This is a genomic window from Luteibacter sp., from assembly GCF_035539195.1.
Taxonomy (GTDB): domain Bacteria; phylum Pseudomonadota; class Gammaproteobacteria; order Xanthomonadales; family Rhodanobacteraceae; genus Luteibacter.
Window position 1 is genome coordinate 119357 of record NZ_DATLIW010000006.1, and the last position, 24385, is coordinate 143741.

At 66.0% G+C, this 24385-nt stretch carries 17 protein-coding genes; 12 read left to right on the forward strand and 5 right to left on the reverse strand.

The genetic code is table 11. The features are described 5' to 3' along the window. The first annotated feature begins 78 nt into the window (after window positions 1–78). From VM621_RS01860 to VM621_RS01885, 6 genes are all read left to right on the forward strand, one after another. Window positions 79–744 carry a response regulator gene (locus VM621_RS01860; protein WP_325467290.1) on the forward strand — a complete coding sequence of 222 codons (666 nt, stop codon included), beginning with the start codon at window positions 79–81 and terminating at the stop codon, window positions 742–744. Beyond that, window positions 741–2111 (forward strand): sensor histidine kinase, encoded by a 1371-nt coding sequence (locus VM621_RS01865; RefSeq protein ID WP_325467291.1) that lies wholly within the window; start codon window positions 741–743, stop codon window positions 2109–2111. The genes VM621_RS01860 and VM621_RS01865 overlap by 4 nt, the downstream gene beginning before the upstream one ends. 91 nt (window positions 2112–2202) lie before the next feature. Continuing rightward, the gene (locus VM621_RS01870) at window positions 2203–3528 is read left to right on the forward strand and encodes a TolC family protein (protein ID WP_325467292.1); all 1326 of its coding nucleotides are present in this window, start codon (window positions 2203–2205) and stop codon (window positions 3526–3528) included. Further along, window positions 3525–4553 (forward strand): efflux RND transporter periplasmic adaptor subunit, encoded by a 1029-nt coding sequence (locus tag VM621_RS01875; RefSeq protein ID WP_325467293.1) that lies wholly within the window; start codon window positions 3525–3527, stop codon window positions 4551–4553. The genes VM621_RS01870 and VM621_RS01875 overlap by 4 nt, the downstream gene beginning before the upstream one ends. Further along, complete coding sequence (locus VM621_RS01880) at window positions 4550–7630, forward strand: efflux RND transporter permease subunit (RefSeq protein ID WP_325467294.1); 3081 nt, start codon at window positions 4550–4552, stop codon at window positions 7628–7630. Before VM621_RS01875 ends, VM621_RS01880 begins: the two co-directional genes overlap by 4 nt. Window positions 7631–7674: 44 nt before the next feature. Continuing rightward, complete coding sequence (locus VM621_RS01885) at window positions 7675–8790, forward strand: glycosyltransferase family 9 protein (RefSeq protein WP_325467295.1); 1116 nt, start codon at window positions 7675–7677, stop codon at window positions 8788–8790. A 2-nt stretch (window positions 8791–8792) separates the two neighbouring features. Here the strand turns inward: VM621_RS01885 and VM621_RS01890 are convergent, their stop codons facing one another. Then, window positions 8793–10376 carry an ArnT family glycosyltransferase gene (locus VM621_RS01890; protein ID WP_325467296.1) on the reverse strand — a complete coding sequence of 528 codons (1584 nt, stop codon included), beginning with the start codon at window positions 10374–10376 and terminating at the stop codon, window positions 8793–8795. Window positions 10377–10558: 182 nt separating this feature from the next. Here VM621_RS01890 and VM621_RS01895 point away from each other — a divergent pair, with 182 nt between their 5' ends. Then, complete coding sequence (locus VM621_RS01895; protein ID WP_325467297.1) at window positions 10559–11578, forward strand: sulfite exporter TauE/SafE family protein; 1020 nt, start codon at window positions 10559–10561, stop codon at window positions 11576–11578. A gap of 19 nt (window positions 11579–11597) precedes the next feature. On the opposite strand, the gene VM621_RS01900 is transcribed toward VM621_RS01895, so the two are convergent. Continuing rightward, on the reverse strand, window positions 11598–12716 hold the full coding sequence (locus VM621_RS01900) for a glycosyltransferase family 9 protein (protein WP_325467298.1): 1119 nt from the start codon (window positions 12714–12716) through the stop codon (window positions 11598–11600). Window positions 12717–12920: 204 nt separating this feature from the next. On the opposite strand from VM621_RS01900, the gene VM621_RS01905 reads away from it, so the two are divergent. Further along, window positions 12921–13934: a YncE family protein gene (locus tag VM621_RS01905; protein ID WP_325467299.1), complete on the forward strand. Its 1014-nt coding sequence runs from the start codon at window positions 12921–12923 to the stop codon at window positions 13932–13934. 32 nt (window positions 13935–13966) lie between these two features. Here the strand turns inward: VM621_RS01905 and VM621_RS01910 are convergent, their stop codons facing one another. Further along, on the reverse strand, window positions 13967–14170 hold the full coding sequence (locus VM621_RS01910; protein WP_325467300.1) for a hypothetical protein: 204 nt from the start codon (window positions 14168–14170) through the stop codon (window positions 13967–13969). A gap of 287 nt (window positions 14171–14457) precedes the next feature. Continuing rightward, on the reverse strand, window positions 14458–16599 hold the full coding sequence (locus VM621_RS01915; RefSeq protein WP_325467301.1) for a M13 family metallopeptidase: 2142 nt from the start codon (window positions 16597–16599) through the stop codon (window positions 14458–14460). Window positions 16600–16836: 237 nt separating this feature from the next. Here VM621_RS01915 and VM621_RS01920 point away from each other — a divergent pair, with 237 nt between their 5' ends. Together VM621_RS01920 and VM621_RS01925 are read left to right on the forward strand one after the other, a co-directional pair. Next, window positions 16837–18528, forward strand: coding sequence for an alkaline phosphatase family protein (locus VM621_RS01920; protein WP_325467302.1), 1692 nt, complete (start codon window positions 16837–16839; stop codon window positions 18526–18528). Then, window positions 18521–20143, forward strand: a complete 1623-nt coding sequence (locus VM621_RS01925; RefSeq protein WP_325467303.1) for a multicopper oxidase family protein — start codon at window positions 18521–18523, stop codon at window positions 20141–20143. The genes VM621_RS01920 and VM621_RS01925 overlap by 8 nt, the downstream gene beginning before the upstream one ends. A 228-nt stretch (window positions 20144–20371) precedes the next feature. Here the strand turns inward: VM621_RS01925 and VM621_RS01930 are convergent, their stop codons facing one another. Continuing rightward, window positions 20372–22165, reverse strand: coding sequence for a M14 family metallopeptidase (locus VM621_RS01930; protein WP_325467304.1), 1794 nt, complete (start codon window positions 22163–22165; stop codon window positions 20372–20374). 127 nt (window positions 22166–22292) lie between these two features. Between VM621_RS01930 and VM621_RS01935 the strand changes: the two genes are divergently transcribed. Both VM621_RS01935 and VM621_RS01940 read left to right on the forward strand, forming a co-directional pair. Continuing rightward, window positions 22293–22958 (forward strand): response regulator transcription factor, encoded by a 666-nt coding sequence (locus VM621_RS01935; RefSeq protein WP_325467305.1) that lies wholly within the window; start codon window positions 22293–22295, stop codon window positions 22956–22958. Next, complete coding sequence (locus tag VM621_RS01940) at window positions 22955–24346, forward strand: sensor histidine kinase (RefSeq protein WP_325467306.1); 1392 nt, start codon at window positions 22955–22957, stop codon at window positions 24344–24346. Before VM621_RS01935 ends, VM621_RS01940 begins: the two co-directional genes overlap by 4 nt. Window positions 24347–24385: the final 39 nt, after the last annotated feature.

The window sequence follows — 24385 nt, forward strand, 5'->3', positions numbered from 1 at the left end:
CAAGGCGAGGCTAAGCGAAGACTAAGGCCGACCCTCGGATAATCACCCAACCTGTGCGTGTCATCGAGGACGTGGATCGTGAACATCATCGTAGTCGAGGACGACGTCCGGCTCGGCACAGCCATCAAGCGGGCACTGGAGCACCTTGCCTATACCGTCACCTGGCTACGTACCGGTGCGGAAGGGCTCGAGGCGCTGCGCAACCAGTCCGTCGATCTCGTGCTCCTGGATCTCGGGCTGCCGGAGAAAGACGGCATCGAAGTAATCACCGAAGCGCGCCGGCTCAAGGTCAAGACGCCGATCCTGGTCATGACCGCCCGCGACAGTGTCGAATCGCGTGTCCAGGGCCTGGACGCAGGTGCGGACGATTACATGACCAAGCCCTTCCACCTCGACGAGCTTGCCGCGCGCATCCGTTCCCTGGCCAGGCGGGCCCAGGGCCTGGCGGACAACCAGCTCGAATCGGGCGCGCTTTCGCTCAACCTGAGCTCGCTCGAGGTGATCTACCGGAATCAACGGGTCGAGTTGACCCGCCGTGAGTTCGCGTTGCTGCGCCTGCTGATGGAACGGCAGGGCAAGATCGTGCGCCGTGAGTCGATCGAGGGATCCGTGTACGGCATGGAATCGGATGTCAGCCCCAACGCGCTGGAAGTCCTGGTCCACGCCCTCCGGCGCAAGCTCAGCCCCGAGGCGATCCACACCGTTCGTGGTTTCGGTTACATGGTGCCTCGAGACATCACATGAGTCGGGCCAGCATCGCGTCGCGGCTACGTTGGTCGATCGGACTGCTGGCCGTCGCGGTGCTGGTTCCGACCGGCTGGCTTGCCGCCCGGCAGACGCTCGCGGAGGTGAACGCGCTTTGCGATGCCCGGCTGGCGCAGGCGGCATTCGGACTCGACACGATGATTTCGCGGACCGGTCTGGGCCACCTCGCCAGCGGTTCGGGCCAGCCACTGCCCGATGTACCGGTCGCGGGTCATCTTGGCGAGACACCGACACACGAAGTCGAAGTGGGCTACCAGGTCGTGGATGCGGATGGGGAGGTCTTGCTTGTCACCGGTAATATGCGCTCGCTTGGCGTAGCGCTCGCCGGCGGCCCCGCCTTCCGCGACGTCCACATCGACCGGCGCCGCTGGCGCCTCTATACCTACAGGGATACCGCCCAAGGCATCACGGTGACGGCCGGCGAGCGTTACGACAGCCGTCGTGACGTTCTGCGCGCGCTATGGATGGAGCATGCCGTACCGCTATTGCTAGGCATTCCCCTGCTGGTGCTCGCGCTGCGCTGGTCGGTGCGTCGCGCACTCGCGCCGCTGGTCACCCTGGCCGACCTGCTGCGCCATCGTTCCACCGCCTGCCGCGAAGTGGTAGTTCTGCACGGAGCGCCGCAGGAGATCCAGCCCATCGTGGACGCGTTGAACGGGCAGTTCCAGAGGATGGGTCACGCGCTCGAACGGGAACGGCGTTTCAGTGCCGACGTGGCGCACGAGCTGCGCACGCCGCTGGCGTCGACCATGATCAACCTCGACAGTGCGATCCTGGGCAGCGCCTTCGATGGCGGCGTGTCCCTGCCGGAGGCGTACGCCAGCCTGCAGTCGCTGGCGCACCGAACGGAGCAGTTGCTCCTCCTCGCCCGGCTCGAGGACACCACCGACATGCCGCGCGAACGCGTCGACCTCTGCGCGGTTGCACGCGCGGTCGTCGATGTCCTGCGAGCGACCCATCATGCGGACGGCGCCAGCCTGGAACTGAAGCTGCCGATTTTGCCCGTATGGCTTGTCGGGTACGGTCCGGCACTCGATGCGCTCATGCGCAACCTTGTCGAAAATGCGCTGCGGCACGCACCGCGGCGAGGTCATGTCAGCCTTGAAGTGAGGTACGCCGGCCCGGCGGCGGTGATCGAAGTGTCCGACGACGGTCCTGGCATTCCCGCCGAGCGGCGCGAGGCGGTCTTCGAGCGTTTTCACCGGGAGGCGACCAGCCTCGGCGACGGCTTCGGTCTTGGCCTGTCGATCGTGCAGCGGGCGGCCCGCCTCCACGCGGCCTCCGTCGAGCTGCTCGACGCCGCGTCCGTCCATGGCCTGTTGGTTCGCGTCACCATCCCTTTTTAACGCGCGCTGCAAAAAAACGGCCCGCCTGACAGTTTGCGCTAAGGACCGATACCTAACCTCCGGGACATCGATTGCCTTGGGATGGCCCTTCATGCGTGCCTTCGCGAAAGCGGCCTGTGGCCGTGTCCTCGCCAGCCTTCTGGTCGTGGTGTCCGGCGGTTGCGCATCGTACCGACCGCTGCCGCTCGCCTCGCATCCCGACCTTGCCCCTCGTGTCGAAGACCTGCAGGGGGCGGACGGCGTACATGCGCCGTACGACGAGGCCGCCGTCCTGCGTCTGGTGTGGATCAACAATCCCACACTGGCTGCCGCGCGCGACCAGCGGGGCATCGCCCAGGCCGAGGTCCTCGACGCGTCGATCCTGCCCAATCCCTCGGTACAGGCGAACCTGGGCTTCCTGGTCTCCGGCGCAGGCGACGTGCCGGCATGGTCGGCCGGCTTCGCGCAGAGCCTGCAGGGGCTGGTCGCGCGTGGCGCGCGGCGCGACGAGGCCCGGGCCTCGGCATCGTCGACGGACGCACAGCTGTTGTGGGAATCCTGGGTCGCGCTGTCGCGCGCAAGGCAACTCGTCGTCGACATTGTCGACGGTGAGCGCCGGCTCGCGTTGCAGGAAGCCTCGGCGGAGCGACTGGCATCACGCGCGGCGTCGCTGCGCACCGCCGTGGCCCGGGGCGACGAGGCGTCCGGCGCGGCCAGCGCCGTGTTCGTCGCGGCAAGCGACGCACGCACCGCCTGCGACGACGCGCGGCATACCCTGCGTGCCCAACGTGGGGAGCTGGCCGGCATGATGCGACTGTCTCCCGATGCGCCGTTGCCCTTGGCGCCTCTGCCACCGCTGCCTCCCTTCGACGTTGCCCAGGCGGAGTCGACCATTGCATCGATGGGCGAACATCGTCCCGATCTGGCGGCACTCCGCTTCGGCTACGCGGCACAGGAAGCCCGCCTGCGCGGCGCGATCCTCAGTCGGTTCGCGCCGCTTTCCATCGGCATGAACGCGTCGCGCGACAGTAGCAAGGTGCTCAACATCGGCCCGGCGGTGTCGTTCGACCTTCCGCTGTTCGATCGCCAACAAGGCAAGATCGCCATGGCCGAGGCGACGCGACAGCAACTGCACGACGAGTACACGGCTCGCATCGATGCGGCGGCGGCGGACGCCCGGGTACTGCTCGCATCGATCGTCGTGAACGAAGTCGCCGCACGCGAGGTGACCGACACCGCGCCGCTGGATGCGGCGAGCCGCGCTTTCGCCAGGGGCGATATCGACGCGTCCACCTATGGCGATCTCAGCGTGGCAACGCTGGGTCAGGTTGCCAACGACGTTACCCGGGATCTCTATCGCAGGGAGCAGCGCATCGCTCTCGATGCCTTGACCGGCGCGGGCCTGCCCGACTCGCTGCCACCACGGATGAATCCATGAACCGACTTCTTCTCTCCCTGGTCGTTGCGACGATCTGCGCCGGACTCGCCGCCTGTGGCGGTCGGGCCGACGCGGACGGTGCGGGCCTGACTCCGAGTGCGGTGATCCGCCAGATCATGCCCGCGCGTGGCAGCGTCGACGATGTGATCGTGTCCTACGGGCAAGGTGCCGCGGGCCGTGGCGGGTCACGCGTGCTGACCCTGCCGCTCGACGTAACCCTGACCGGCGTGGACGTCGTCGTCGGTCAACACGTGCGCGCCGGACAACGCCTCGCTGTATTCGCGCCGAGCAAGGCGGCCGTGGCGGCACGGGTCGCGGCGCGATCGAGCGTGACCGTGGCACAGGAGCAACGCGATCGCGTCGCGCGGTTGCTTGGCGACCGGCTGGCGACCAACGACCAGTTGGCCCAGGCCGACAAGGCGCTGCACGATGCCGAAGCGGCGCTCGCCGCGCAGGACACACCGGACAACGTCTTGCGTGCGCCCGAAGACGGGACCGTGCTCGGTATCGAAGCGCAGCGCGGCGCGCTGGTGACCGCAGGTGCGGCGTTGATGGCCTTCGCCGAAGACGCCCGGATCGGCTTTGCCGGCGGTATCGAACCGGCGGATATGCTCAAGGTGCACGCGGGCGACGCCGTCGCCTTGCACGCACTATCCGGAGGCGTGGCCCTTGGCGGACGCGTCACCGCGGTAGCGGGCGTGGTCGATCCGGTGTCGCGTCTGGTGGAGGTCAGGGTGGCGGCGTCGTCTCCCCTGGTGCAGGGCGCGGCGTATCGCGCGGAGATCGTTGTCGGCGTACGCGAGGGCTGGCGCACACCCGCCGACGCCGTCGTCGGCGACGACGACGCGCGTGCCGTGTGGCAGATCGTGCAGGGTAAGGCGCATCGCGTGGTCGTGACGGTGGTCGCGCAACGGGGCGACGAAGCGCTCGTCGAGGGCCCGATCGATGCATCGCATGCCCTGGTTACGGTGGGCGCCGCCCAACTGGACGAAGGCATGCAGGTTCGTCCGGCGGGGTCACGGTGAGCAGCGAAAGCTTCCTTTTCCGCCACGCCCGTACTCTGCTCCTGCTCGCCATGGCATTGGCGATCGCCGGCACGGTCTCCGGGTGGTCGCTGCCCGTGGGGTTGTTCCCGCAGGTGGCCTTCCCACGTATCGTCGTCGATCTCGACGCGGGCGATCGTCCGGCCGACACGATGGCCTTGCTGGTCACACGCCCCGTGGAGGAAGCGATTCGCACGGTGCCGGGTGTCGAAGGCGTACGCTCGGAAACGTCGCGCGGAGCGGCCCAGGTGTCGGTCGATTTCGGCTGGGGACGCGACATGGTGGCGTCGACGCTGCTGGTCGACGCGGCGATCGCACGTGTGGTCACCAGCCTTCCGGCCGGGGTCACGTACGACGTACGTCGCATGGATCCCACCGTCTTCCCTATCGTGTCGTATGCGCTTCGCTCGGATACGGTGTCGTCCGCCCGCCTGCGCGAGCTCGCGCAGTTTCGTATTGCGCCCTTGCTGGCCTCCGTGCCGGGGTTGTCGCGCGTCGGCGTGCAAGGCGGCGACACGCCGGAGATCGAGGTGGAAGCCGACCCGCGCCAGTTGGCTGCCCATGGGGTCGCGCTGGACGATCTGGTCGGCGCGATCGGCGGCGCCAACGTGGTTCGCGCGGTGGGCCGGGTGCAGGATCGCAACAAGCTGTTCCTGACCCTGGTGGATCGACCGATGCGCGACCTGCATGACATCGGCGCCATCGTCGTGCGTCGCACCGAGGCCGGCTGGATTCATGTTTCCGATGTCGCCACCGTGCGCATGGGGGTCGAGCCGCAGTGGACCCGCGTGGCGGAAGATGGTCGCCCGGCGGTCCTGTTCAACGTTTACGAGCAGCCCGACGGCAACGCCGTGGCCATTGCCGCCGAAGTCAGGGCGCGCCTCGCGACGCTGGCCCTTCCGCATGGCGTGACCTTGAGCAAATGGTACGACCAGAGCGAACTGGTGACCGACGCGGCGGCCAGCGTACGCGACGCCATCGCTATCGGCCTGCTGCTGGCGGCGCTGGTCCTGTGGGCGTTCCTGCGTAACGGACGGATCGTCGCGATCGCCCTTATCGTCGTGCCCGCGACGCTCGCCGTGACGGTGCTCCTGCTCGGCGCCATGAACATGAGCTTCAATATCATGACGCTCGGCGGGATGGCGGCAGCGGTCGGTCTGGTGATCGACGATGTGATGGTCATGGTCGAGCACATCGCTCACCGCGCCGCACGCGCCGCGAATGCAGGAGACGAAGCCGGCGCCCGGCGAAGCCTGTTCGAGGCGGCGCGGGAGTTCATTCCACCGCTGTCCGGCTCGAGTGCCGCCACGCTCATCGTGTTCGTGCCGCTGGCCTATCTCGACGGCGTCACCGGTGCATTCTCGCGGGCGCTGTCGGTCACGATGGCCTGCGCGCTGACGGTTTCCTGGGCGATGACGGCCTTCATCGTGCCCTACCTTGCATCGCGTTGGCTGGATGTATCCCGCTGGAAGGACCCCGGTCGAGGTCGTGCGCGCGGACTGGTGCGCTGGCACGGCGCAGCGTATCGCGTCGCGAGCCGCCGGCCCTGGATTCCGGGCGCGGTCGCCCTGCTGCTTGTGGTGGCGGGTGCCTTCGCCGCGTCGCAGGTGCCCACCGGCTTCATGCCCGATGCGGACGAAAGCGGCTTCGTGATGGATTACTACACCGAGCCGGGGACGTCGCTCACCGAGAGCGAACGGCAGGTCGCGCAGATCGAGTCGATCCTGCGTAGCCGGCGCGATGTCGAAACCTTCTCGCGGCGCCTCGGCAGCGGCCTGGGCGGTGACCTGGGCCAGTCGCACCACGGCGATATTTTTATCCGACTCGTTCGCGACCATGCCTTGCCGACGCGTGAGGTCATGGACGACGTTCGCGAAAGCGTGCTGCGCAATGTGCCCGGCGTCGAGGTGGAGACCGCTCAGTTGATGGAAGATCTGATCGGCGACCTCACGGCCGTGCCGCAGCCGATCGAAGTGAAGCTTTATGGCGACGATGAGACGGCACTACGCGCCACGGCGACGCAGGTGGCAGACAAGCTCGCTCACACCGAGGGTCTGGTGGAAGTACAGAGCGGTGTGCGTATCGCCGGCGACGCACTCGATATCCGTCTCGATCACGATGCGGCAGCCGCCGAAGGCGTGAGCGCGGACCTGGTCGCGCGCACCGTGAGCGATGCGCTGGAAGGGGTGGTCGCCACCCAGTTGCCGATGGTCACGCGAGCGGTCGGGGTGCGCGTCTCGATGCCCGGCGCGCTGCACTGGCGCATCGCCGATCTCGCCGACATGCCGTTGCGCGCGCCCGACGGCCACGTCTTTCCGTTGCGTCGTGTCGCGTCGCTGGTGCCCGTCACCGGGCAAGCGCAGATCACCCGGGAAAACCTGCAGACCATGGTGCCGGTGACGGCGCGCATCGATCGGGGCGGCATCGACGCAGCGGTGACCAAGGTGCGCGCGGTGCTGGCTCAACCCGGGTTGTTGCCGGCCGGCACCCGCTACGAACTCGGCGGTCTCTATGCACAGCAGCAAACCGCCTTCGCCGGACTGCGCAAGGTGTTTGCCGCGGCGATCCTCGCCGAGTTCCTGCTGTTGATGTTGCTGTATCGCAACATGTGGCTCGCCGGGTTGGTGATTACCGGATCGCTGCTGTCGGCGTCCGGGGTATTCCTGGCGTTGTGGCTGACCGGCGTGGATCTGAACGTGACCGCCATGATGGGCCTGACCATGGTCGTGGGTATCGGTACCGAGATGGCGATCTTCCTGGTCTCCGCGTACGTGGCCCGCCGATCCACCTCGACGCCGGTGGCGGCCCTGCGTCGCGCCGTGCGCCTGCGCGTCCGGCCCATCAGCATGACCACCTTCGCCGCGATCCTTACCCTGCTGCCGCTGGCCCTTGCGATCGGCCGCGGCTCGGGTATCCAGCAGCCCCTGGCCATCGCCATCGTCGGCGGCCTGTTGGTGCAGTACCCGCTGGTATTGCTTGGCTTGCCGGTCGCTATCGGGGCGGCGGAGCGCTGGCGGTCGCGAAAGTCGAATCGTCATGCCGCGGACAGGAAGACATAAGGTTACTAGGGCATCGTAGGCGGCAGACTTCCCGAGAGCCGTCCATGTCTCCTGTCGCCTCGTTCTCTCCCCCCTCGCCCAGTGAGCCGGCCCGCAAGCCCATGCATGGCAGCGGTGCCGTCTGGCGCCGCCGTGCCGGCGCCTGGCTGGCGCGGCACCTGATCTCGCCGCCGAAGAACCTGGTCGGGGCGGGTGAGCTGCCGGCGTCGGGTATCCAGCGTATCCTGGTCTGTCGCCCCAACCATCGGTTGGGCAACACGCTGCTGCTGACGCCTTTGCTGGTAGAGATCGAGCGGCGCTTTCCCGGCGCGGAAGTCGATCTTCTTTCCGCGGGGCCGGCGGCGCAATCGGTGTTTCGCGGCTTCGATATCGTCGGCGACTGCACCGCCCTCGATCGTCGTGCGGCACGCCGGCCGTTCGCGACCATCGGCGTGGTGCGCAAGCTGCGTTCGCGTCGCTACGACCTGGTGATCGACGCGGCTGCCGGATCGTCGTCGGGACGCATCGCCAGCGGTATCGCGAAGGCACGCTTCCAGTTGCGCACCGATGCCATGCCCGCCGACGGGTTTGCCGCGCATCTGGCGGCCAGGCCGGTCCAGGCACTGCGCTGGGCCCTCGGTGCGCCTATCGAGGCGGACATACCGATGCTCGACGTGCGCCTGAACGACACGGAGCGTCATAGCGGCCGTGAGGCCATGGCGCGGGTCCTGCACGATGCGAACGAGCGCGGTTTGCCGGTCGTCGCCATTTTTCCCAACGCCACCGGTTCCAAGCGTCTGCCCACCGACTGGTGGAGCGACTTCACGAAGGAACTGCTCTCGCTGATCGGCGACTCATGCGTCGTCGAGCTGGTCTCCGCCGATGGCCAGTCGCGGCTGGGCGGCGGCTATCCGACGTACTACACGAGTGACCCGCGCAAGCTCGCGGCCTTCATCGAAGCCGCCGGCACGTACATCAGCGCCGATTGCGGCGTGATGCACCTGGCCGCAGCCACCTCGGCCACGACGGTAGGCATTTTCGGCCCGACCGACCCGGCACGCTACGCGCCTTATGGTCGAGGGAACATCGCCATCGCCTGCGACGATGGCTGCCCGCGCCTGGCGGCAGGCCGGGTCGCCACTCACCTGCTCAAACGTCGCGCGGCGAACGCGCCGGCGTAACCTCAGTACGCCCCGCGTCCCACCGTGGACGCGGGCACCAGTCCTTCCCACCCGTCCGCCAGCTTGACGGCGACGCGGGTTCCCGCCGGCACGATGTTTTTTCCGCCGTGTATGAGCGCGAAGCCGTCCGGGTGCGCCGTCGCCCACGCCGCCGCGTTCGCTGGCGCGACAACGGGCAAGGGGGACGGCAGGCGCGTGAGGAATCCGATCATCCCAGGCTCGCCCTCCAGTGCGATCACGGGCACGCCACGCCGTTGCAGCTCGTGAACGGTGCTGGCCAGATCGTCCGCATTGGGTGACAGATGCAGGAACACGCCGAGTTGCAACACCAGCGCGGCGACGATGCAGGCCGACGCGATGGCAGTAACCGCGAGACGGTCGCGCTCGCGAAACACGCGGCCTGTGACGACGATAGCGACGCCCAGGAGGGCGAAGGCGACGAGTGCCGCCGGCAATTGAACGGTGTCGCCAAGGCCCGACACCATCCGGGCCACTGGCCACGCGCAGGCCAGCGCAACGATGGGAATGGCGATGCGCGGTCTGCGGTGATCGATCGTTGCCGGCTCCAGGCGGACGATCGCCGCGAGACACAGCGCAAGGCCTGGCAACAGGGGCAGCAGGTAATGGAGTTGCTTGCCGCTGATCAGGGAGAACAAGACCAGCGCAGGAAGGGACGCGGCGAGCCCGAAACGACCCATCGTGGTTGCGGTCACACGACGTGCGCCCCGGGCGAACGGCCGCCAGCGTATCCACGCCGACCATGGAAGCAGGAACAGCGGCAACCAGATCAGATACCACCAAGGCGCGCGACGATGCGCGAAGCTCTCGCTGACGCGGCCGAAGGCCTGGTGCATCAAGGTGTCGAGTACGGGCGCCTGCGCCATCCGCGCGGCGGCGTCTGCCGCCCACCACGCGAGCGGCAGGCAGGCCAGGAGCAGGACACCGACCATCATCGCGACACTGCGCCACGGATGCGGCAGGCGACGGTAGTTCCACCATGCGATCAGCAGGAGGGGGCCAACCAGGTGCACGAACACCACCGGCCCCTTCATCAACATGCCAAGGGCTGCGCTGGCGAACAACAACACGGCAGCGAGGACGCGTCGTTCCCGAACCCACAAGGCGACGGCGAGCAGCGAACAGGTGACGAAGAAACACAGCGGCACGTCGAACATGACGCTGCCGCTGAAGGTATCGAAGAGAATGAAGGGCAGGAGGATCCACGCGGCAACGGGTGAGCGCGTACCGTCGTCACCACCGAGGACGCGTTCGATCGACGCAACGATCGCGATCGTGCCCGCGGCGAAGGCGACAGCGACCATCCGTGCCGCCCATAGGGATTGGCCAAGCAGGAACCACATCGCATCGACCAGCCAGAACAGCAAGGGTGGTTTGTCGAGATAGGGCTGGCCGTTCAAGGTGAGGCCGATGAGATCGCCGCTGCGGTGCAGCTCCCACGCGATGGTGAGATACCGGGTCTCGTCGATCGGTACTGCCGGCAGCATGGCCGCGACGAGCGCGAAGACGAGGATCCACGTCCAGGGGTGTCGCACTAACCACGTGGTGAGGAGGTCGGCGTTCGGCATAGGCGTGATCTTAGAAAACTGCGCTTAGGTCGCCCTTAGATATTTTCTTTGCGAATCCCCTCATGCCGTGTTGCACGCGTGTTACAGGTCGTGATCGCGCATGGCGCAACCTGCGTTGTGCTCAGAGTCGGTTAAGTCCCTGGCCCCGAATCTCCGCCGCCTTCGCTCACTGAAACGACGGCATGTTCCTTTCTTTTCTTTTCCTTACGAGTGCCGTGGCGTTTGCGATCAGCACGGTCACCGGCGGAGGTGCAGGATTGCTCTTGCTGCCTGTGCTTCGCGCCGGCCTCACGGCGACACACGTGCCAGTTGCGCTGTCGATCGGAAGCACGGTGAGCAGTGTCGCGCGTTTGAGCCTGTTCGTCCGGAACATCGACTGGCGCGTCGTGCGCGCCTTCGTTCCGCTTTCGATTCCCGGCGCGTGCCTGGGTGTGTGGGTATTGGGGCAGGTGACGCCGATCTATCTGGAGGCGGTCCTGGGCCTGTTCCTGCTGGGCAACCTGCCGCTGCTGCTTCGACGAAACGACGAGCCGCCTGCCAAGACGCCAACGAGGGCCACGGTGGCCTTGCTCGGTTTCCTGGCCGGCTTCATCTCGGGCCTCACCGGCGCGGTAGGTCTTCTGTTCAACCGGTTTTATCTTCGCTACGGCTTGAGCAAGCAAGCGATCGTGGCAACGCGCGCCGCCAACGAGGTCCTCCTTCATCTCACCAAACTCGGCCTGTACGCGGGCTTCGGTCTGTTTACGACGGACGCACTGCGTGCCGGTCTTGTGGTCGGCGTGGCGGCAACGATCGCGGCCGTGGGCGTGAAGCGCATGCTTCCCTACATCGGGGAGCCTACGTTTCGGCGCCTGGGCTATGCGGCGGTGGTCGTGGCCGGTGCGGTGATGACACTGAACGCGGGTACGGCAGTGGCCGACGAGCATGGTGTAACGATGACGTCACGGCGCGTGGCTAAAGGCATCGACCTCTCTCTCCACGGTTTCGACGGATGGGTCACCTTCGAACTCAGGCGGGGTGAGCTTCCCGAAATCGAGTACCGCATCGCATTCGACGATCTACCTGCCGACCGAAAGCACATCGCTGCGCCATTGGCACAGGGCGCGGAGCACGTTGTCGTCGAGGCGGTCCGAACGTGGAGGAGCCTTGGTTATGAGCTCCATGTGCAGCGGGACGGCATCGTGACCAGGCACAGTCTTTGATGTCCGCTCGTCGTGCGTTTCATGCGTTGATCGCTTGTTCCGTCGGGGCGGCGCGATCGGCGGCGTAGTGGCGCGCGATCGTCTCCGCGACGCTGAGTGGCGTATGCATGCTGTTGTCGATGACGTAGCCGTTCTCTCCGTACGGGCCCCACTCCTGGATGTCGGTACCGGTGAAGATGCCGAACGTCGGCGTGCCCGACGTCCAGGCGAGATGCATGGGCCCGCTGTCCACGCTGACGAAGCCATCGAGCGTCGCGTTGCAGGACGCCATTCGTCGCAGGTTGCTGCAGAACATCGTGGGGTAACGGTCGTCGAGCATCGAGGCGCCCTCCGCGGGCGTGAACTCGATGAACGCGTGCTCCGGCAGCAGCAGCTCCAGTCGATCGAGCATGGCGAACCACCAGTCGCGCGGCAAACGCTTGGCGCCCGTCGCGTTGGCGAAGATGCCGATCACGTGCCGGACGTCGGTCGTGCCCCATCGTTGGCGAAGCACGTTGGCCACCTTGTTCCGCCCATTCGCCAGTTCGATATCGGTCAGGCGGATGTTCGGTCGGGGAAACGGCACCGGTTGCGTGCAATGCATGGCGGCGCGCAAGAGGTGTACCGGCACCTGAGCCACGTGGCGGACGCCGCCCTCCGTGCCGACACCGTGGGTGACGTCGCCGCTCTTCTCGCTTCCGACATAGCCAAGCTTGAACCGGGCATGCGCAAGACGAAGCAGGAGGCGCCCGGTTTTCGACTGTGGATCGGGATCGATAGCAAGGTCGTAGTGGGTCGAACGCATGTCGCGCAAGATGCGTAACACCCAGGGAAGATGGGGTGGAAAGCGCGAGGGAAGGCGCATCACGTTGCGTACCGTAGGCCACGACCCGTACATATCCGTGCCGGCCGGGCTCTGCGTCACGATGTCCACCTCGGCACCGGGGTAAACGCGTTCGAGTTCGGCGAGCAGGGGTGTGAGCAGTAACGAGTTGCCCAGGCTGTGGCTGGTCCGGCAGACCAGGATCCGGGTTATCCCGAACGAGGGCAGCGGTCGTTCCGAGAGCACGGCAGGCGTGCTCCACAGGTTTATCAGCCGACGAACGAGCCGGCGTCTGAAACCGTGGATGCCGGTCGCTGCCGAATAGCGCTTACCCATGTGCGTGGTCCTGCCCATTGAACATCGCTAGCATGCACCTGCTTGCTGTCGACAAGCTTGCGGCGGCGGACGCCTTCCTTTCAGGGTCGGTAAGCGAAATGTGGCTGGCGCTCAGCGCGAACTCAGCGAAATCGCAGGACAACGCTCCAGAATGCCGACGGCGCCCACGGTCAGGGCGAGATTGCATGAGGGAGTAACGAATTCATGAAATTACTTGCGCTTTTTCCCGTCGCCTCGCTTATCGCCATCGCGGTTCCAGCCGTCGCCGAGCAGGCTTCCTCGTACACCGTCACCGACACCTGGACCCTGGGAGGTGAGGGCGGCTGGGATTACGCTACCGTGGACCCGGCCACGCACCGCCTGTTCGTTGCGCGCAACGATCGCGTCATGGTGGTCGACACGGGTACCGGCAAGCTCCTGGCCGAGATACCCGGCATGCACCGCGCCCATGGCGTGGCGCTGGCACCCTCGTTAGGCAAGGCCTTTGTCAGCAACGGCGACAGTGGTGACGTCGGCGTCATTGATCTCGCCACGCTGACGTTGGAGAAGACGTTCCCGGCATCGGCGAAGAACCCCGATGCCATCGTTTATGACGAAACGATGAAACGCGTCATCACGATGAACGGTGGCAGCAACTCGATCAGCGTCATCGATCCGGCAACAGGCAAGGTCACCGCATCGATCGCCCTGCCGGGCAAACCGGAATTTGCCGCCGTGGACAAGCGCGGCAGCCTCTGGGTCAACCTCGAGGACGTCGGCAAACTGGTACACGTCGACCTGAAAGCCGGCAAGGTCTCCGCGACGTGGGATCTCGCACCCTGCGAATCGCCCTCCGGCCTTGCGTTCGACGAGGTGTCGCGACGCGTTTTCTCCGTGTGCGACAACCACACGATGGTCGTCACGGATGCCGACGACGGCCATCAGGTCGCCAGGTTGCCCATCGGTGGTGGTCCCGATGCCGTGGTCTATGATCCGTCGACCCACCAGGTCGTGAGCTCCAACCGTGACGGAACCCTCAGTGTGTTCAAGCAGCGCAGCGCCGACGCATACGGCGCATTGCCGACGGTGACCACTCACGCGAGCGCGCGTACGCTTGCACTGGATTCGGCGACGCACAAGCTGTACCTGCCGTTCGCGCAGTCCGCAGGGAAAGGCCAGCCGGTGCAAGGCTTCGGTATCCTGGTGGCTTCGCCGACCGCCTCGTCGGCTGCGCAATAGCACCCGGGGCAGATCGTTGCCCCGGCCGTTCCTTATGATGCCCGCGCGCGATGGGCACGAAGGCGTTGTGCAAGCGCTACTTCCAGTTGCTGCTGGATGGGTGTCGCGCTGAGCGAAAACGAACCGATCCACTCGAACAGCACCGTCCCTTCGCACCAGACGAGGCCGTCGAAATCGACCATTCGTGCGGAGACCTCGGCGACGATGAGCGCGGTGGCCAGGGCATGCCCTGGCATCGCCATCTCGACCCGATGGTAAGCACGCGTCCTGCTGGCGGCAGCCGACACCCTGCCGTTTGTGCCGGCAAATGCCGACGAAGTCCGTGGCGCACTATCGATCCGATGGACTTGTTCAATCATCACTTACCCCTCGCTTTCCCGAGGGCAGGGTCTCACAACGAACTGCGTCGAGGGACGGAACGGCCGAAAATTCCTACGAGTTGTCTGAGTTTTACCTGCGCTAACGAAAAACGCCGCACGTTTCCGTGCGGCGTTCCTCCTTACGCGATTTCCGGTGGAGCGATTTACCAGATCTTCACCAGCTTGTCGCCCGAGCGAACCATCTTCGCGTCCGGCTTGCACTGGAACGCCGTGGCGAAGGCCGCCATGTTCGACGGTGCGCCGATCGCTCGCAGCGAGGCCGGTGCATGCGGATCGGTGTTGAGGTACAGCATGGCCTGCTTCTCGCGAACGCTGCCGCGCCACACACGGGCCCAGTTGAGGAAGAAGCGCTGGTCCTGCGTGTAGCCGTCGATCTTCGCGTTGGCTTCCTGCGGGTTCTTCTTCAAGGCTTCCTGCAGGGCGTCGTAAGCGACGGCGGTGCCACCCAGGTCGGCGATATTCTCACCCAGGGTCAACTTGCCGTTTACGTGCAGGTCCGGCTTGTCCTTGATCGGTGCGTATTCGTTGAACTGGGCGACCAGCTTGCCCGTGCGCTCTTCGAACTTCTTCTTGTCGGCGTCGGACCACCAGTTCTTGTTATTGCCTTCGCCATCGAACTGGCTGCCTTCGTCGTCGAAGCCGTGGCTGGCTTCATGGCCGATCACCGCGCCGATGCCGCCGTAGTTGATCGCGTCGTCGCCCTTGGCATCGAAGAACGGCGGCTGCAGGATCGCGGCCGGGAAGTTGATCGTGTTGTCGGTCGGGTTGTAGTACGCGTTCACCGTCTGCGGGGTCATGCCCCAGTCGAGGCGGTCGGTCGGCTTGCCGATCTTGGCGATGTCGTAGTGGTAGTTGAACTTGCTCGCGGCCTGCACGTTCGTGTAGTAGTCGTCGCCGCTCACTTCCAGGCCCGACCAGTCACGCCACTTGTCCGGGTAGCCGATCTTCGGCAGGAAGGTGTTCCACTTCTGGATCGCCTTTTCCTTGGTTTCGGCGCTCATCCAGTCGAGGTTCTCGATGCGCGCCTTGAGGGCGTTGCGCACGTTGTCGACGAGTTCGTTCGCGCGCTGCTTCGCTTCCGGCTTGAACACCTTGGCGACATAGAGCTGGCCCAGGGCTTCGCCCATCGACGCGTTGACCGTGCCGAGTACGCGCTTCCAGCGGGGCTTCTGTTCCGGCTGGCCGGCGAGGGTCTTGCCGTAGAAATCGAACTTGTTGTCCTGGAAGGTCTTGGACAGGTACGGGGAGGCACCGTCGATCGCGTGGAAGCGCAGGTAGGCCTGCCAGGTGCTGACCGGCGTGGACGCCAGCATCTTGTCGAATTCCTTGAAGAACTTCGGCTGGGACAGCGAGAAGCCCTTGTCGATCGTCACGTTCTGCGCGGCGAAGAACTTTTCCCAGTTGAAGTGCGGGGTGATCTTGTCCGCTTCGGCCACGCTGACGAAGTGATACTGGTTTTCCGGGGCGCGCAGTTCGACCGGGGCCAGCGAAGCGGCGGCCAGCTGCGTTTCGAACTTCATCACGGCGGCGGCCTGGGTCTTCGCATCGGCATCGGACACGCCGGCGAGCGTCAGGGTCTTGGCGATGTAGTCGACATAAGCCTTGCGGTTCTCGGCCTGCTTCGGATCGGTGTAGTAGTCCTTGGTCGGCAGACCGAGGCCGTCCTGCTGGGCGTAGCCGATCTGCATCTTCGCATTCTGGAAGTCGGCGCCCGAGCCGAAGCCGAACACGTAGTTGTCGCCGTCGGCGAAGCTCTGGTCGAGGAAGTTGGCCACGTCGTCGCCATTCTTCAGCGCGTCGATCTTGGCCAGTTCCGGCTTCAACGGCTCGATGCCGGCTTTCTCGATCGCGGCCTCGTTCATGCCCGAACGATAGAGCAGGCCGATCTTCTGCTCGATCGAGCCGGCCTTGGCGTTCGGCGCACCCTTGTCCATCGCATCGACGATGTCGTGCTGGGTGTTCAGGCTGTTCTCGGCGAGCTGGTCGAAGGCGCCCCAACGGGTACGGTCCTGGGGAATCGGGTTGGCGGCCACCCACTTGGCGTTGACGAAGCCGTTGAAGTCGTCGCAGGCGTCGATCGTGGTGTCGATGTCGGCGACGTTGAAGGTCGGCGCGGCAGGCGCGGCGGCGGCCGTCGTGGCCGGCGCCGGGGCGGCGCTGCCGGTGGCGGCAGGCTGGTTGCCGCCCGGCGCGGCGGTGTCGGCATCGTTGTGCTGGCTGCATGCCGTGCCGGCGAGCGCGACGCCGAGCGCCAGTGCGAGCGGCTTCAGGTACTGCTTGGTCATGGGTGTCCCTCTGTCCTGGTGAAAGCGGTGCCCCCGGGCACCGGTGGGCTCCGAGCATAGCCGTTGGGAACGGCCCGGAGGAGCGACCGTGACGAAGGTCATGGTTTAAGAAAATTCGTAAGGGCTTGCGGATTTTGTCCCCCGCCTGTCATGCGTGCTTCTTACGCTGGCCGAACCGCATGACAGGGGATGCGGATCCTTGCAGTCCGGCCGCCACATCATCGAGGAGCCCTCGTCATGCGCAAATTACTGGCCGCAGGTATCGCCTGCGTGCTCACCCTCTCCGCCGCGTCGATCGTCGCCGCCCAGCAGGTGGCCTCCACCCCTGCCGAGGCGTCGACCGCCGCCCTGGGGTTCGGTCACGGCGGTCACGGTAGCGATCCGCGCACTGCCACGCCGATCAAGCACCTGGTCGTGATCTTCCAGGAGAACGTGTCCTTCGATCACTACTTCGGTACTTACCCGTTTGCCGAAAACGGCAAGGGTGAGCCGTCGTTCTACCCGCGGCCGTTCACGCCACCGGTCAATGGCCTGTCGCATCGGCTGCTGACGAAAAACCCCAACGCGGCCAACGCCGGCAATGGCGACGCTGCGATCAACCCCTTCCGCCTCGCTCGCGCCCAGGCGGCCACGGCCGACCAGGACCATGGCTATACCTCGGAACAGCGCGCCTTCGACGGCGGCAAGATGGACCTGTTCCCGCTATACACCGGTCACGGTGAAACCCTGCCGGGCGGCGAGGCGGCCGAGGAAGGCAAGGGCCAGGTGATGGGCTACTACGACGGCAACACCGTCACGGCCTTCTGGAACTACGCGCAGAACTTCGCCATGAGCGACAACCATTACGGCACGGGCTTCGGCCCTTCGTCGCCGGGTGCGGTGAACCTGATCGCGGGCCAGACCGCAGGCGTCGTCGACACGCTCAATGGCACCGGTGCCGAGACCGACGATGGTCATGGCGGACTGACCATGATCGGCGACCCGGACCCGATCGGCGATGTCTGCTCCTCGCCCACGGCGAGCCAGGCAACGATGGGCGGCCGCAACATCGGCAACCTGCTCAACGAGCGCCATGTCACCTGGGGTTGGTTCCAGGGCGGTTTCGACCTCACCCTGACCAATCCCGACGGCAGCACCGGCTGCAAGCGCCGCACGTTGTCGAAGGTGACCAACGCCACGTCGAACGACTACAGCCCGCATCATTCGCCCTTCCAGTACTACCCGTCCACGGCCAACCCGACGCACGCGCGGCCCTCGTCGATCGCCGCCATCGGCAAGACGGATGCGGCCAACCACCAGTACGACCTGCACGACTTCTATGACGCGCTCGATACGGACAACCTGCCGTCGGTGAGTTTCCTCAAGGCGCCGGCTTACCAGGATGGCCACGCCGGTTACTCCGATCCGATCGACGAACAGGCTTTCGTCGTCCACGTCATCAACGCGCTGCAGCAGAGCGGCGAGTGGAAAGACACGGCCGTGGTGATCGCCTATGACGATTCCGATGGCTGGTACGACCACCAGGAACCGCCGCATACCAACGCCTCGACCGGAACCACCGACGCGCTCGATGGCGCCGGCCTGTGCAAGGGTCGCGTGACGCTGCCGGGCCTGGATGGCACGACGCCGGCTCAGGGCCGTTGTGGCTTTGGCCCGCGCCTGCCGCTGCTGGTGGTGTCGCCGTGGGCGCGTGAGAACATGGTCGACCACAGCGTGACCGACCAGAGCTCGATCACCCGCTTCATCGAAGACAACTGGCTCGACGGCAAGCGTATCGGCGGCGGTTCGACCGATGCCACGGCCGGTCGCATCGACAGCATGTTCGACTTCTTCTTCCCGCGCCTGTTCGATCGCAAGCTGATCCTCGACGAGTCGACCGGTCAGCCGAAGCGCCCGCAATGGCCGTTCGGGAACGGTGGGCATGGTTGATCGCCGTCGCTTCCTGAAGACGGCGGGGTGGATGGCCGTGGCGGGTTGGATCCCGTCGCGGCTCCTCGCACACGACATGCACGGCATGCCGGCGACGCCGGCGGCCAAGGTCGGCAACGGCCTCTGCATGCATCCGATGGGCGACACGACGCCGATGCCTGGCCTGGTCGATCCGGGCAAGCTCGCACCCTTCGTCGATCCGCTGCCGATTCCTCCCACGCTGCGCCCGGTCGCCGGCAAGGCGCTCGAGGTGCGCATGGCGCAGACCGCGCAGAAGCTGCATCGCGATCTGCCGCCGACCGACCTGTGGACGTACGGTGGGCACTACCCCGGCCCGACGATAGAGGCCCGCACTGGCCAGGCCATCGACGTGCGCTGGGTGAACGCACTGCCGACGCATCATTTCCTCCCCGTCGATCACGCTATCTGCGGCGCCGAGGCGGATCAGCCCGAGGTGCGTGCCATCGTGCATCTGCACGGGGCCAAGGTGCCGCGCAAGGACGACGGCTTCCCGGAAGACTGGTACGTCCCCGGCAAGTCGCGCCAGCATCGCTACCCGAACGCGCAGGAGGCGGCGACGCTGTGGTACCACGACCATGCGATGGGTATTAACCGGCTGAACATGTACGCCGGCCTGATGGGACTCTACCTGCTGCGCGACGACCACGAGTTGTCGCTCGGTCTTCCTTCCGGCGCGCAGGAGTTGCCGCTGGTGCTCGCCGACCGCCTGTTGCACACGGATGGCCGTCTGTACTACCCCGATTCCGGCGACGCCTCGGCACCCTGGGTGCCGGAGGTGTTCGGCAACCTCACCCTCGTCAACGGTGCGATCCTGCCGCGTGCCGACGTGCAACCCAGGCGTTACCGCCTGCGTGTGCTTAACGCGGCGAATGGGCGCTTCTACCACCTTCGCTTCAAGGATGGCCGTCCGTTCCATGCCATCGGTTCGGACCAGGGCTTGCTCGCCGCGCCGGCTAAGCTGACATCCATTTTCCTTGCGCCGGGCGAGCGTGCCGACCTGGTCGTCGACTTCGCCGCCTTGCGCGGTGGCACGGTGGAGTTGATGAACGACGCACTGCCGCTGATGCGCTTCGCCGTGGGGCAGGGCACGGTGCGCGACGACAGTCGCATGCCGGATATCCTGCGCGACGTGCCGCGGGTCACCGAAGCGAGCGCATCGAAGGCTCGCGAACTCACGTTGGACGAATACAGCGATTGTGTCGCCACGCCGATGCTGATGCTGCTGAACGGAAAACGCTGGCACGATCCCGTCACGGAAACGGTGAAGCTGGGTAGCACCGAAATGTGGAGCCTGGTGAACCTCACCGAGGACACCCACCCGATCCACCTGCACCTGGTGCGTTTCCAGATCCTCGACCGCCGCCCCTATGACGTCGACCAGTACATGGAGAAGAAGACCATCCGCTACGTCGGGCCGGCACAGGAGCCGCCGGCGCACGAGCGTGGTTGGAAGGACGTGGTGCAGGCATTCCCAGGGATGATCACGCGCATCGTCGCCACGTTCGATGGCTATGCAGGACGTTATGCCTGGCACTGCCACCTCGCCGAGCACGAAGCGAACGAAATGATGCGACCCTTCGAGGTGATCGCCTGACCCGTGGGAGCCTGATACCTCCAGGAGCCCATAACCTCCAGGAGCATGTTGCCTGTGGGAGCCCATAACCTGTGGGACCCCATAACCTCTGGGACCCCATAACCTGTGGGAGCCCATAGCCTCCGGGAGCCTATAACCTGTGGGAGCCGCTTCAGCGGCGATAGCCCTTACAGCATCACCGCTCCGTTGGTTTTTCGCCGCTGAAGCGGCTCCCACATGTAGAACGCTTTATCGAATAGCGGACAGGGTTGCCGCATCCAGGCGAACCACAGGATATACGCCGACCTTCTGCACGGTGTACCAAGGGCTGCGTTCGTAAAAGAACGTGAGCCGTGCGCGCGGGCTGGCGGCGAATGCCGGGTCGTTCTTGAGCTTCGCCTCGAACTCGGTCTTCAACGCAGGGTTCTCTGCCATCATTTTCCGCGCGAGTGCCTCGAGCACGCGCGGCTCGCCATATTCCTTCTGCTCGAAGATGGCGTTGAAATAGCCCCAGCGCAGCAGCGAATCCGGCGCGCGGGCGTCGAGCAGGTTCAGTGCGAGCACGGCATTGGCGTCATCTGCGCGGACGATGATCGTGCCGGCGGGTAGATCGACATCCTGTCTCGACGAAGCGATATGCACGTCCTTCAGCATGTGGTGACTCTCGAACGGCTTGTCTGCCCACTTCGGCTCGGTCAGCTCGTCGCGGTCCGCGCGCACGCGTGTCGCGGCGGCGGTGCGTGTGTACGCTATGCCATGCGCATCGAGACGCTCGATGACATCCGCCCACTGCGGCGGAATCGCCCACGCGGCAGGCATCGGGGCGGCGACGTCGGGTAGCAAGTCGTTCCAGTTCTGGATCCGGTAGTCCTTCTTGGACGTCGGGTCGTATTGCACCCAGAGATCCCCGGAGATGTCGCTCTTGGTCTGCGTGAACGCATAGCCCTTGAGCAGGAACGGCGTCGACGCCGGATCCTGCTTGAATGTCACCGGCAGCGTGGCGTCAGGTTTCGCGGAAAGGGCGGCGGCCCAGTTGTCGGCATCCTTCGAGGCTTGCAGAAGCGCGCCCGGATCCTTGTTCACCTGATCGAGCACGCTGCGCACGACGTCGTAGGTCGCGCGCACGCGCACCTCGTAGGATTTGAGCATGTGCGTTTCGATCAGCAGCCCCGCGCGGTTGCGAATGGCCGCGTAGCCGGTCGAGAAGCGCGGGCCGGAGCCGAAGTTCTCGATACCCTTGGTGATGTCGCGGCCGTCGCGGAATTCCAGGTAGGGCGCGGCGAGGTGGCCAAGCTTCTCGTAGGCGGGGATGGCGTTTCCTTCATAGGCGGTCTTCTGCCATGCGGCAATCGACGGCGGCAGCTTGTGGGCATCCTCGGCGTACCAGGTGAGGTCGTACTGGTAGTCCGCGCCGTCGGTGGTATGGATGTCGATCAGCAGATCGGGCTTCCAGGTCTTCCACAGGGTCAACCAGGCACGCGTCTCCGGCGCATCGGCCTTGACGTAGTCGCGGTTGAGGTTGAGGTATTGCGACTGGCCGCGGAAACCCATCGCCGCCGGACCGTTCTGGTTGATACGGTTGTACGGGGTCGAGTTCTCGTGGCCGTCCGCGCTGTAGACCGGGATGTAGACCAGCACGACATGGTCGAGCAGGTGGGGCAGGCGATGCGCGGTGGCGACGTCGCGCAGCAGCATCAGCCCGGCGTCCTTGCCTTCGATTTCGCCGGGGTGGATGCCGGCCTGGAGCAGCACGATGGGCTTGCCCGCGGCGCGGGCTCTTTCCGGCGTGAGGTCGCCATCCTTCGCCGCGATCACCACCGTCATCGGACGGCACTCGGGCGTCGTGCCGAAGGTTTCCACGCGGAGCATGCCGGGTGCTGCGTCGGCCAGGCGGCGCAGATAGGCCTGCGTCTCGGCGTAGGTAGGTGTCGTGCGGAAGGACGACGCCTCGGCGGGCGTGACCCAGGTGTCTTTCGCCTGGACCGCCACGGGGGCCAGGGCGATCAGGGCGAGCAGGAAGCGAGCGGGGAGCGTGACTGACATGAACCCATCCGGCGGGAGAATCCACCCATTGTGTGATTTTTTTCTCGTGTTCGCCGGGGCGCACGCTAAGGCGGCACTAAGCTCGGCGCACGGATACTATCAGCGTCTCCCTCCCTGGGCCGCCCCCTTGCATATCATCCTCGTCGAAGACGATGCCCAGCTCGGCGACGCGATCCGCCGCGCGCTGGAGCGGCTGGCTTATACGATCAGCTGGTTCCGCGACGGCAACGAGGCACTGGCGGCGATGCGCGACCACGAGGCCGACCTGGTCCTGCTGGATCTCGGCCTGCCGGGCAAGGACGGGATGGATGTCCTAGTCGAGGCGCGGCAGTCGCGCGTGGCCACGCCGGTCATCGTCATGTCGGCTCGCGAGGCGCTCGATTCGCGTATCCGCGTGCTCGACGCCGGGGCCGACGACTACCTGGTCAAGCCGTTCCACCTCGACGAACTCGCCGCCCGCATCCGTTCGCTGGCCCGGCGGGTCCGGGGCGATTCGGTCAACCGGCTCGACGCTGGCGCGCTGAGTCTGGACCTGGGCAACTGCGAGGTCACCTGGCACGGGGACAAGGTCGAGCTGACCCGCAGAGAGTTCGCGCTGCTGCAGGCGCTGATGGAGCGTGCCGGGCGCATCGTCCGCCGCGAGGCACTGGAAACGTCGTTGTACGGCCCCGAAGCGGCCATGAGCAGCAGCGCGCTCGAGGTACTCGTGCACTCGCTCCGCCGAAAGCTCAGTCATGGGGCGATCCAGACCGTGCGCGGTTTCGGCTATATGGTCCCGCGGGAGCCTCAGTGAAGTCGCTGAGCCTGCGCTCACACCTGCTGGTACTCATTGTCATCGTGCTCGCCGCGGTGCTGCTGCCGATGGGCATACTCAGCGCCAAGCGCACCCTGGACGAAGTGGACGAACTCTCCGATGGCCGTCTCGCCCAGGCGGCGCGCACGCTGGAAGTGCTCATCGGCCGGATCGGCGTCGACCAGCTACGCAGCCAGCGGGCCGCGCGCCTGCTCGTGCCGAGCGTGTCCAATCATCCGCAGGAGCTCATGGTGCAGGGCCGCACCTATGAATCCGAGGTCGGCTTCGAGGTCTTCGATCGCGACGGCTCGTTGCTCCTTGCCACGGAGAATCTCGCTCAATTGCCGAACATGCCCGCCGCCGACGGTGCGTTCGAGGACGTGACCAGCGGCAACCACACCTGGCGTGTGTTCACGCTGATCATGGAAGGCGATGGCATCACCATCCGTTCCGGCGAACGGTATGACAGCCGCCACGAGATCACGCGCGCGCTATGGATCGAGCACGGTCTGCCGACCCTGCTTGGCCTTCCCCTGCTTGCGCTGCTGGTGGGTTGGGCGATCCGGCGTGGGCTCCGGCCGCTGGAGACCCTGGCAAGTGCGCTTTCGCGCCGCGAACCCGGCAGTCGCGATCCCATTCGCCTGGACGACGCGCCGACCGAATTGAAGCCGGTGGTGGATGCCCTCAACGGACAGATCAATCGCCTCGAGCGCGCGCTCGAACGCGAGCGCCGTTTCAGTGCCGATGTCGCCCACGAGCTACGTACGCCGCTGGCCTCGACCATGATCAATCTCGAGAGCGCCATGGTCTCGGCTCAGCCGCACGAGGCCCAGGCAGCCCTCGAGGCGGCACGCGAGTGCCTGGTCTCGCTGGCCCGGCGCACCGAGCAGTTGCTCGCGCTGGCGCGCCTGGAAGTCGGTGCGGCCTCGGGGCCTCGCAGCCGCGTCGACCTGGGCGAACTGGCACTGGAGGTGATCGACGAGCTCACACCGCTGATCGGCCATGGCGGTGTCGAGCTGAGTATTCGCGAGTTGCCGGTGGACCTGGTTGTCGACGGCTACGGCGTCGCCCTCGGCGCGCTGCTGCGCAATCTGCTGGAAAACGCCTTCAGGCACGTACCCGCCGGCGGCCACGTCGAACTGTCCATCGGTCGCGACGGTGACCAGGCCATCATCGAAGTCGTCGACGACGGTCCGGGTATCCCCGCCGAGCGTCGTGCGTCCATGTTCACCCGCTTCGAGCGTGGCCTCGACACCCAGGGCGAAGGCTTCGGCCTGGGCCTGTCGATCGTGCAGCGTGCCGCCGAGTTGCACGGCGCGACCATCCAGTTGCTGGATGTGGAATCCGGTCCGGGGTTGCGCGTGGTGGTGAGGCTGCCGCTGACCTGAGCGCCTAGCTGCTTTGCCGCTCATGCCCGAGCGGCTCCG

What these genes read in the sequence shown, in the direction of transcription:
- VM621_RS01865 (WP_325467291.1), top strand. Translation starts at nt 741, where the DNA reads ATGAGTCGGGCCAGCATCGCGTCGCGGCTACGTTGGTCGATCGGACTG.
- VM621_RS01870 (WP_325467292.1), top strand. Translation starts at nt 2,203, where the DNA reads ATGCGTGCCTTCGCGAAAGCGGCCTGTGGCCGTGTCCTCGCCAGCCTT.
- VM621_RS01875 (WP_325467293.1), top strand. Translation starts at nt 3,525, where the DNA reads ATGAACCGACTTCTTCTCTCCCTGGTCGTTGCGACGATCTGCGCCGGA.
- VM621_RS01885 (WP_325467295.1), top strand. Translation starts at nt 7,675, where the DNA reads ATGTCTCCTGTCGCCTCGTTCTCTCCCCCCTCGCCCAGTGAGCCGGCC.
- VM621_RS01890 (WP_325467296.1), bottom strand. Translation starts at nt 10,376, where the DNA reads ATGCCGAACGCCGACCTCCTCACCACGTGGTTAGTGCGACACCCCTGG.
- VM621_RS01895 (WP_325467297.1), top strand. Translation starts at nt 10,559, where the DNA reads ATGTTCCTTTCTTTTCTTTTCCTTACGAGTGCCGTGGCGTTTGCGATC.
- VM621_RS01900 (WP_325467298.1), bottom strand. Translation starts at nt 12,716, where the DNA reads ATGGGTAAGCGCTATTCGGCAGCGACCGGCATCCACGGTTTCAGACGC.
- VM621_RS01905 (WP_325467299.1), top strand. Translation starts at nt 12,921, where the DNA reads ATGAAATTACTTGCGCTTTTTCCCGTCGCCTCGCTTATCGCCATCGCG.
- VM621_RS01910 (WP_325467300.1), bottom strand. Translation starts at nt 14,170, where the DNA reads ATGCCAGGGCATGCCCTGGCCACCGCGCTCATCGTCGCCGAGGTCTCC.
- VM621_RS01915 (WP_325467301.1), bottom strand. Translation starts at nt 16,599, where the DNA reads ATGACCAAGCAGTACCTGAAGCCGCTCGCACTGGCGCTCGGCGTCGCG.
- VM621_RS01920 (WP_325467302.1), top strand. Translation starts at nt 16,837, where the DNA reads ATGCGCAAATTACTGGCCGCAGGTATCGCCTGCGTGCTCACCCTCTCC.
- VM621_RS01925 (WP_325467303.1), top strand. Translation starts at nt 18,521, where the DNA reads ATGGTTGATCGCCGTCGCTTCCTGAAGACGGCGGGGTGGATGGCCGTG.
- VM621_RS01930 (WP_325467304.1), bottom strand. Translation starts at nt 22,165, where the DNA reads ATGTCAGTCACGCTCCCCGCTCGCTTCCTGCTCGCCCTGATCGCCCTG.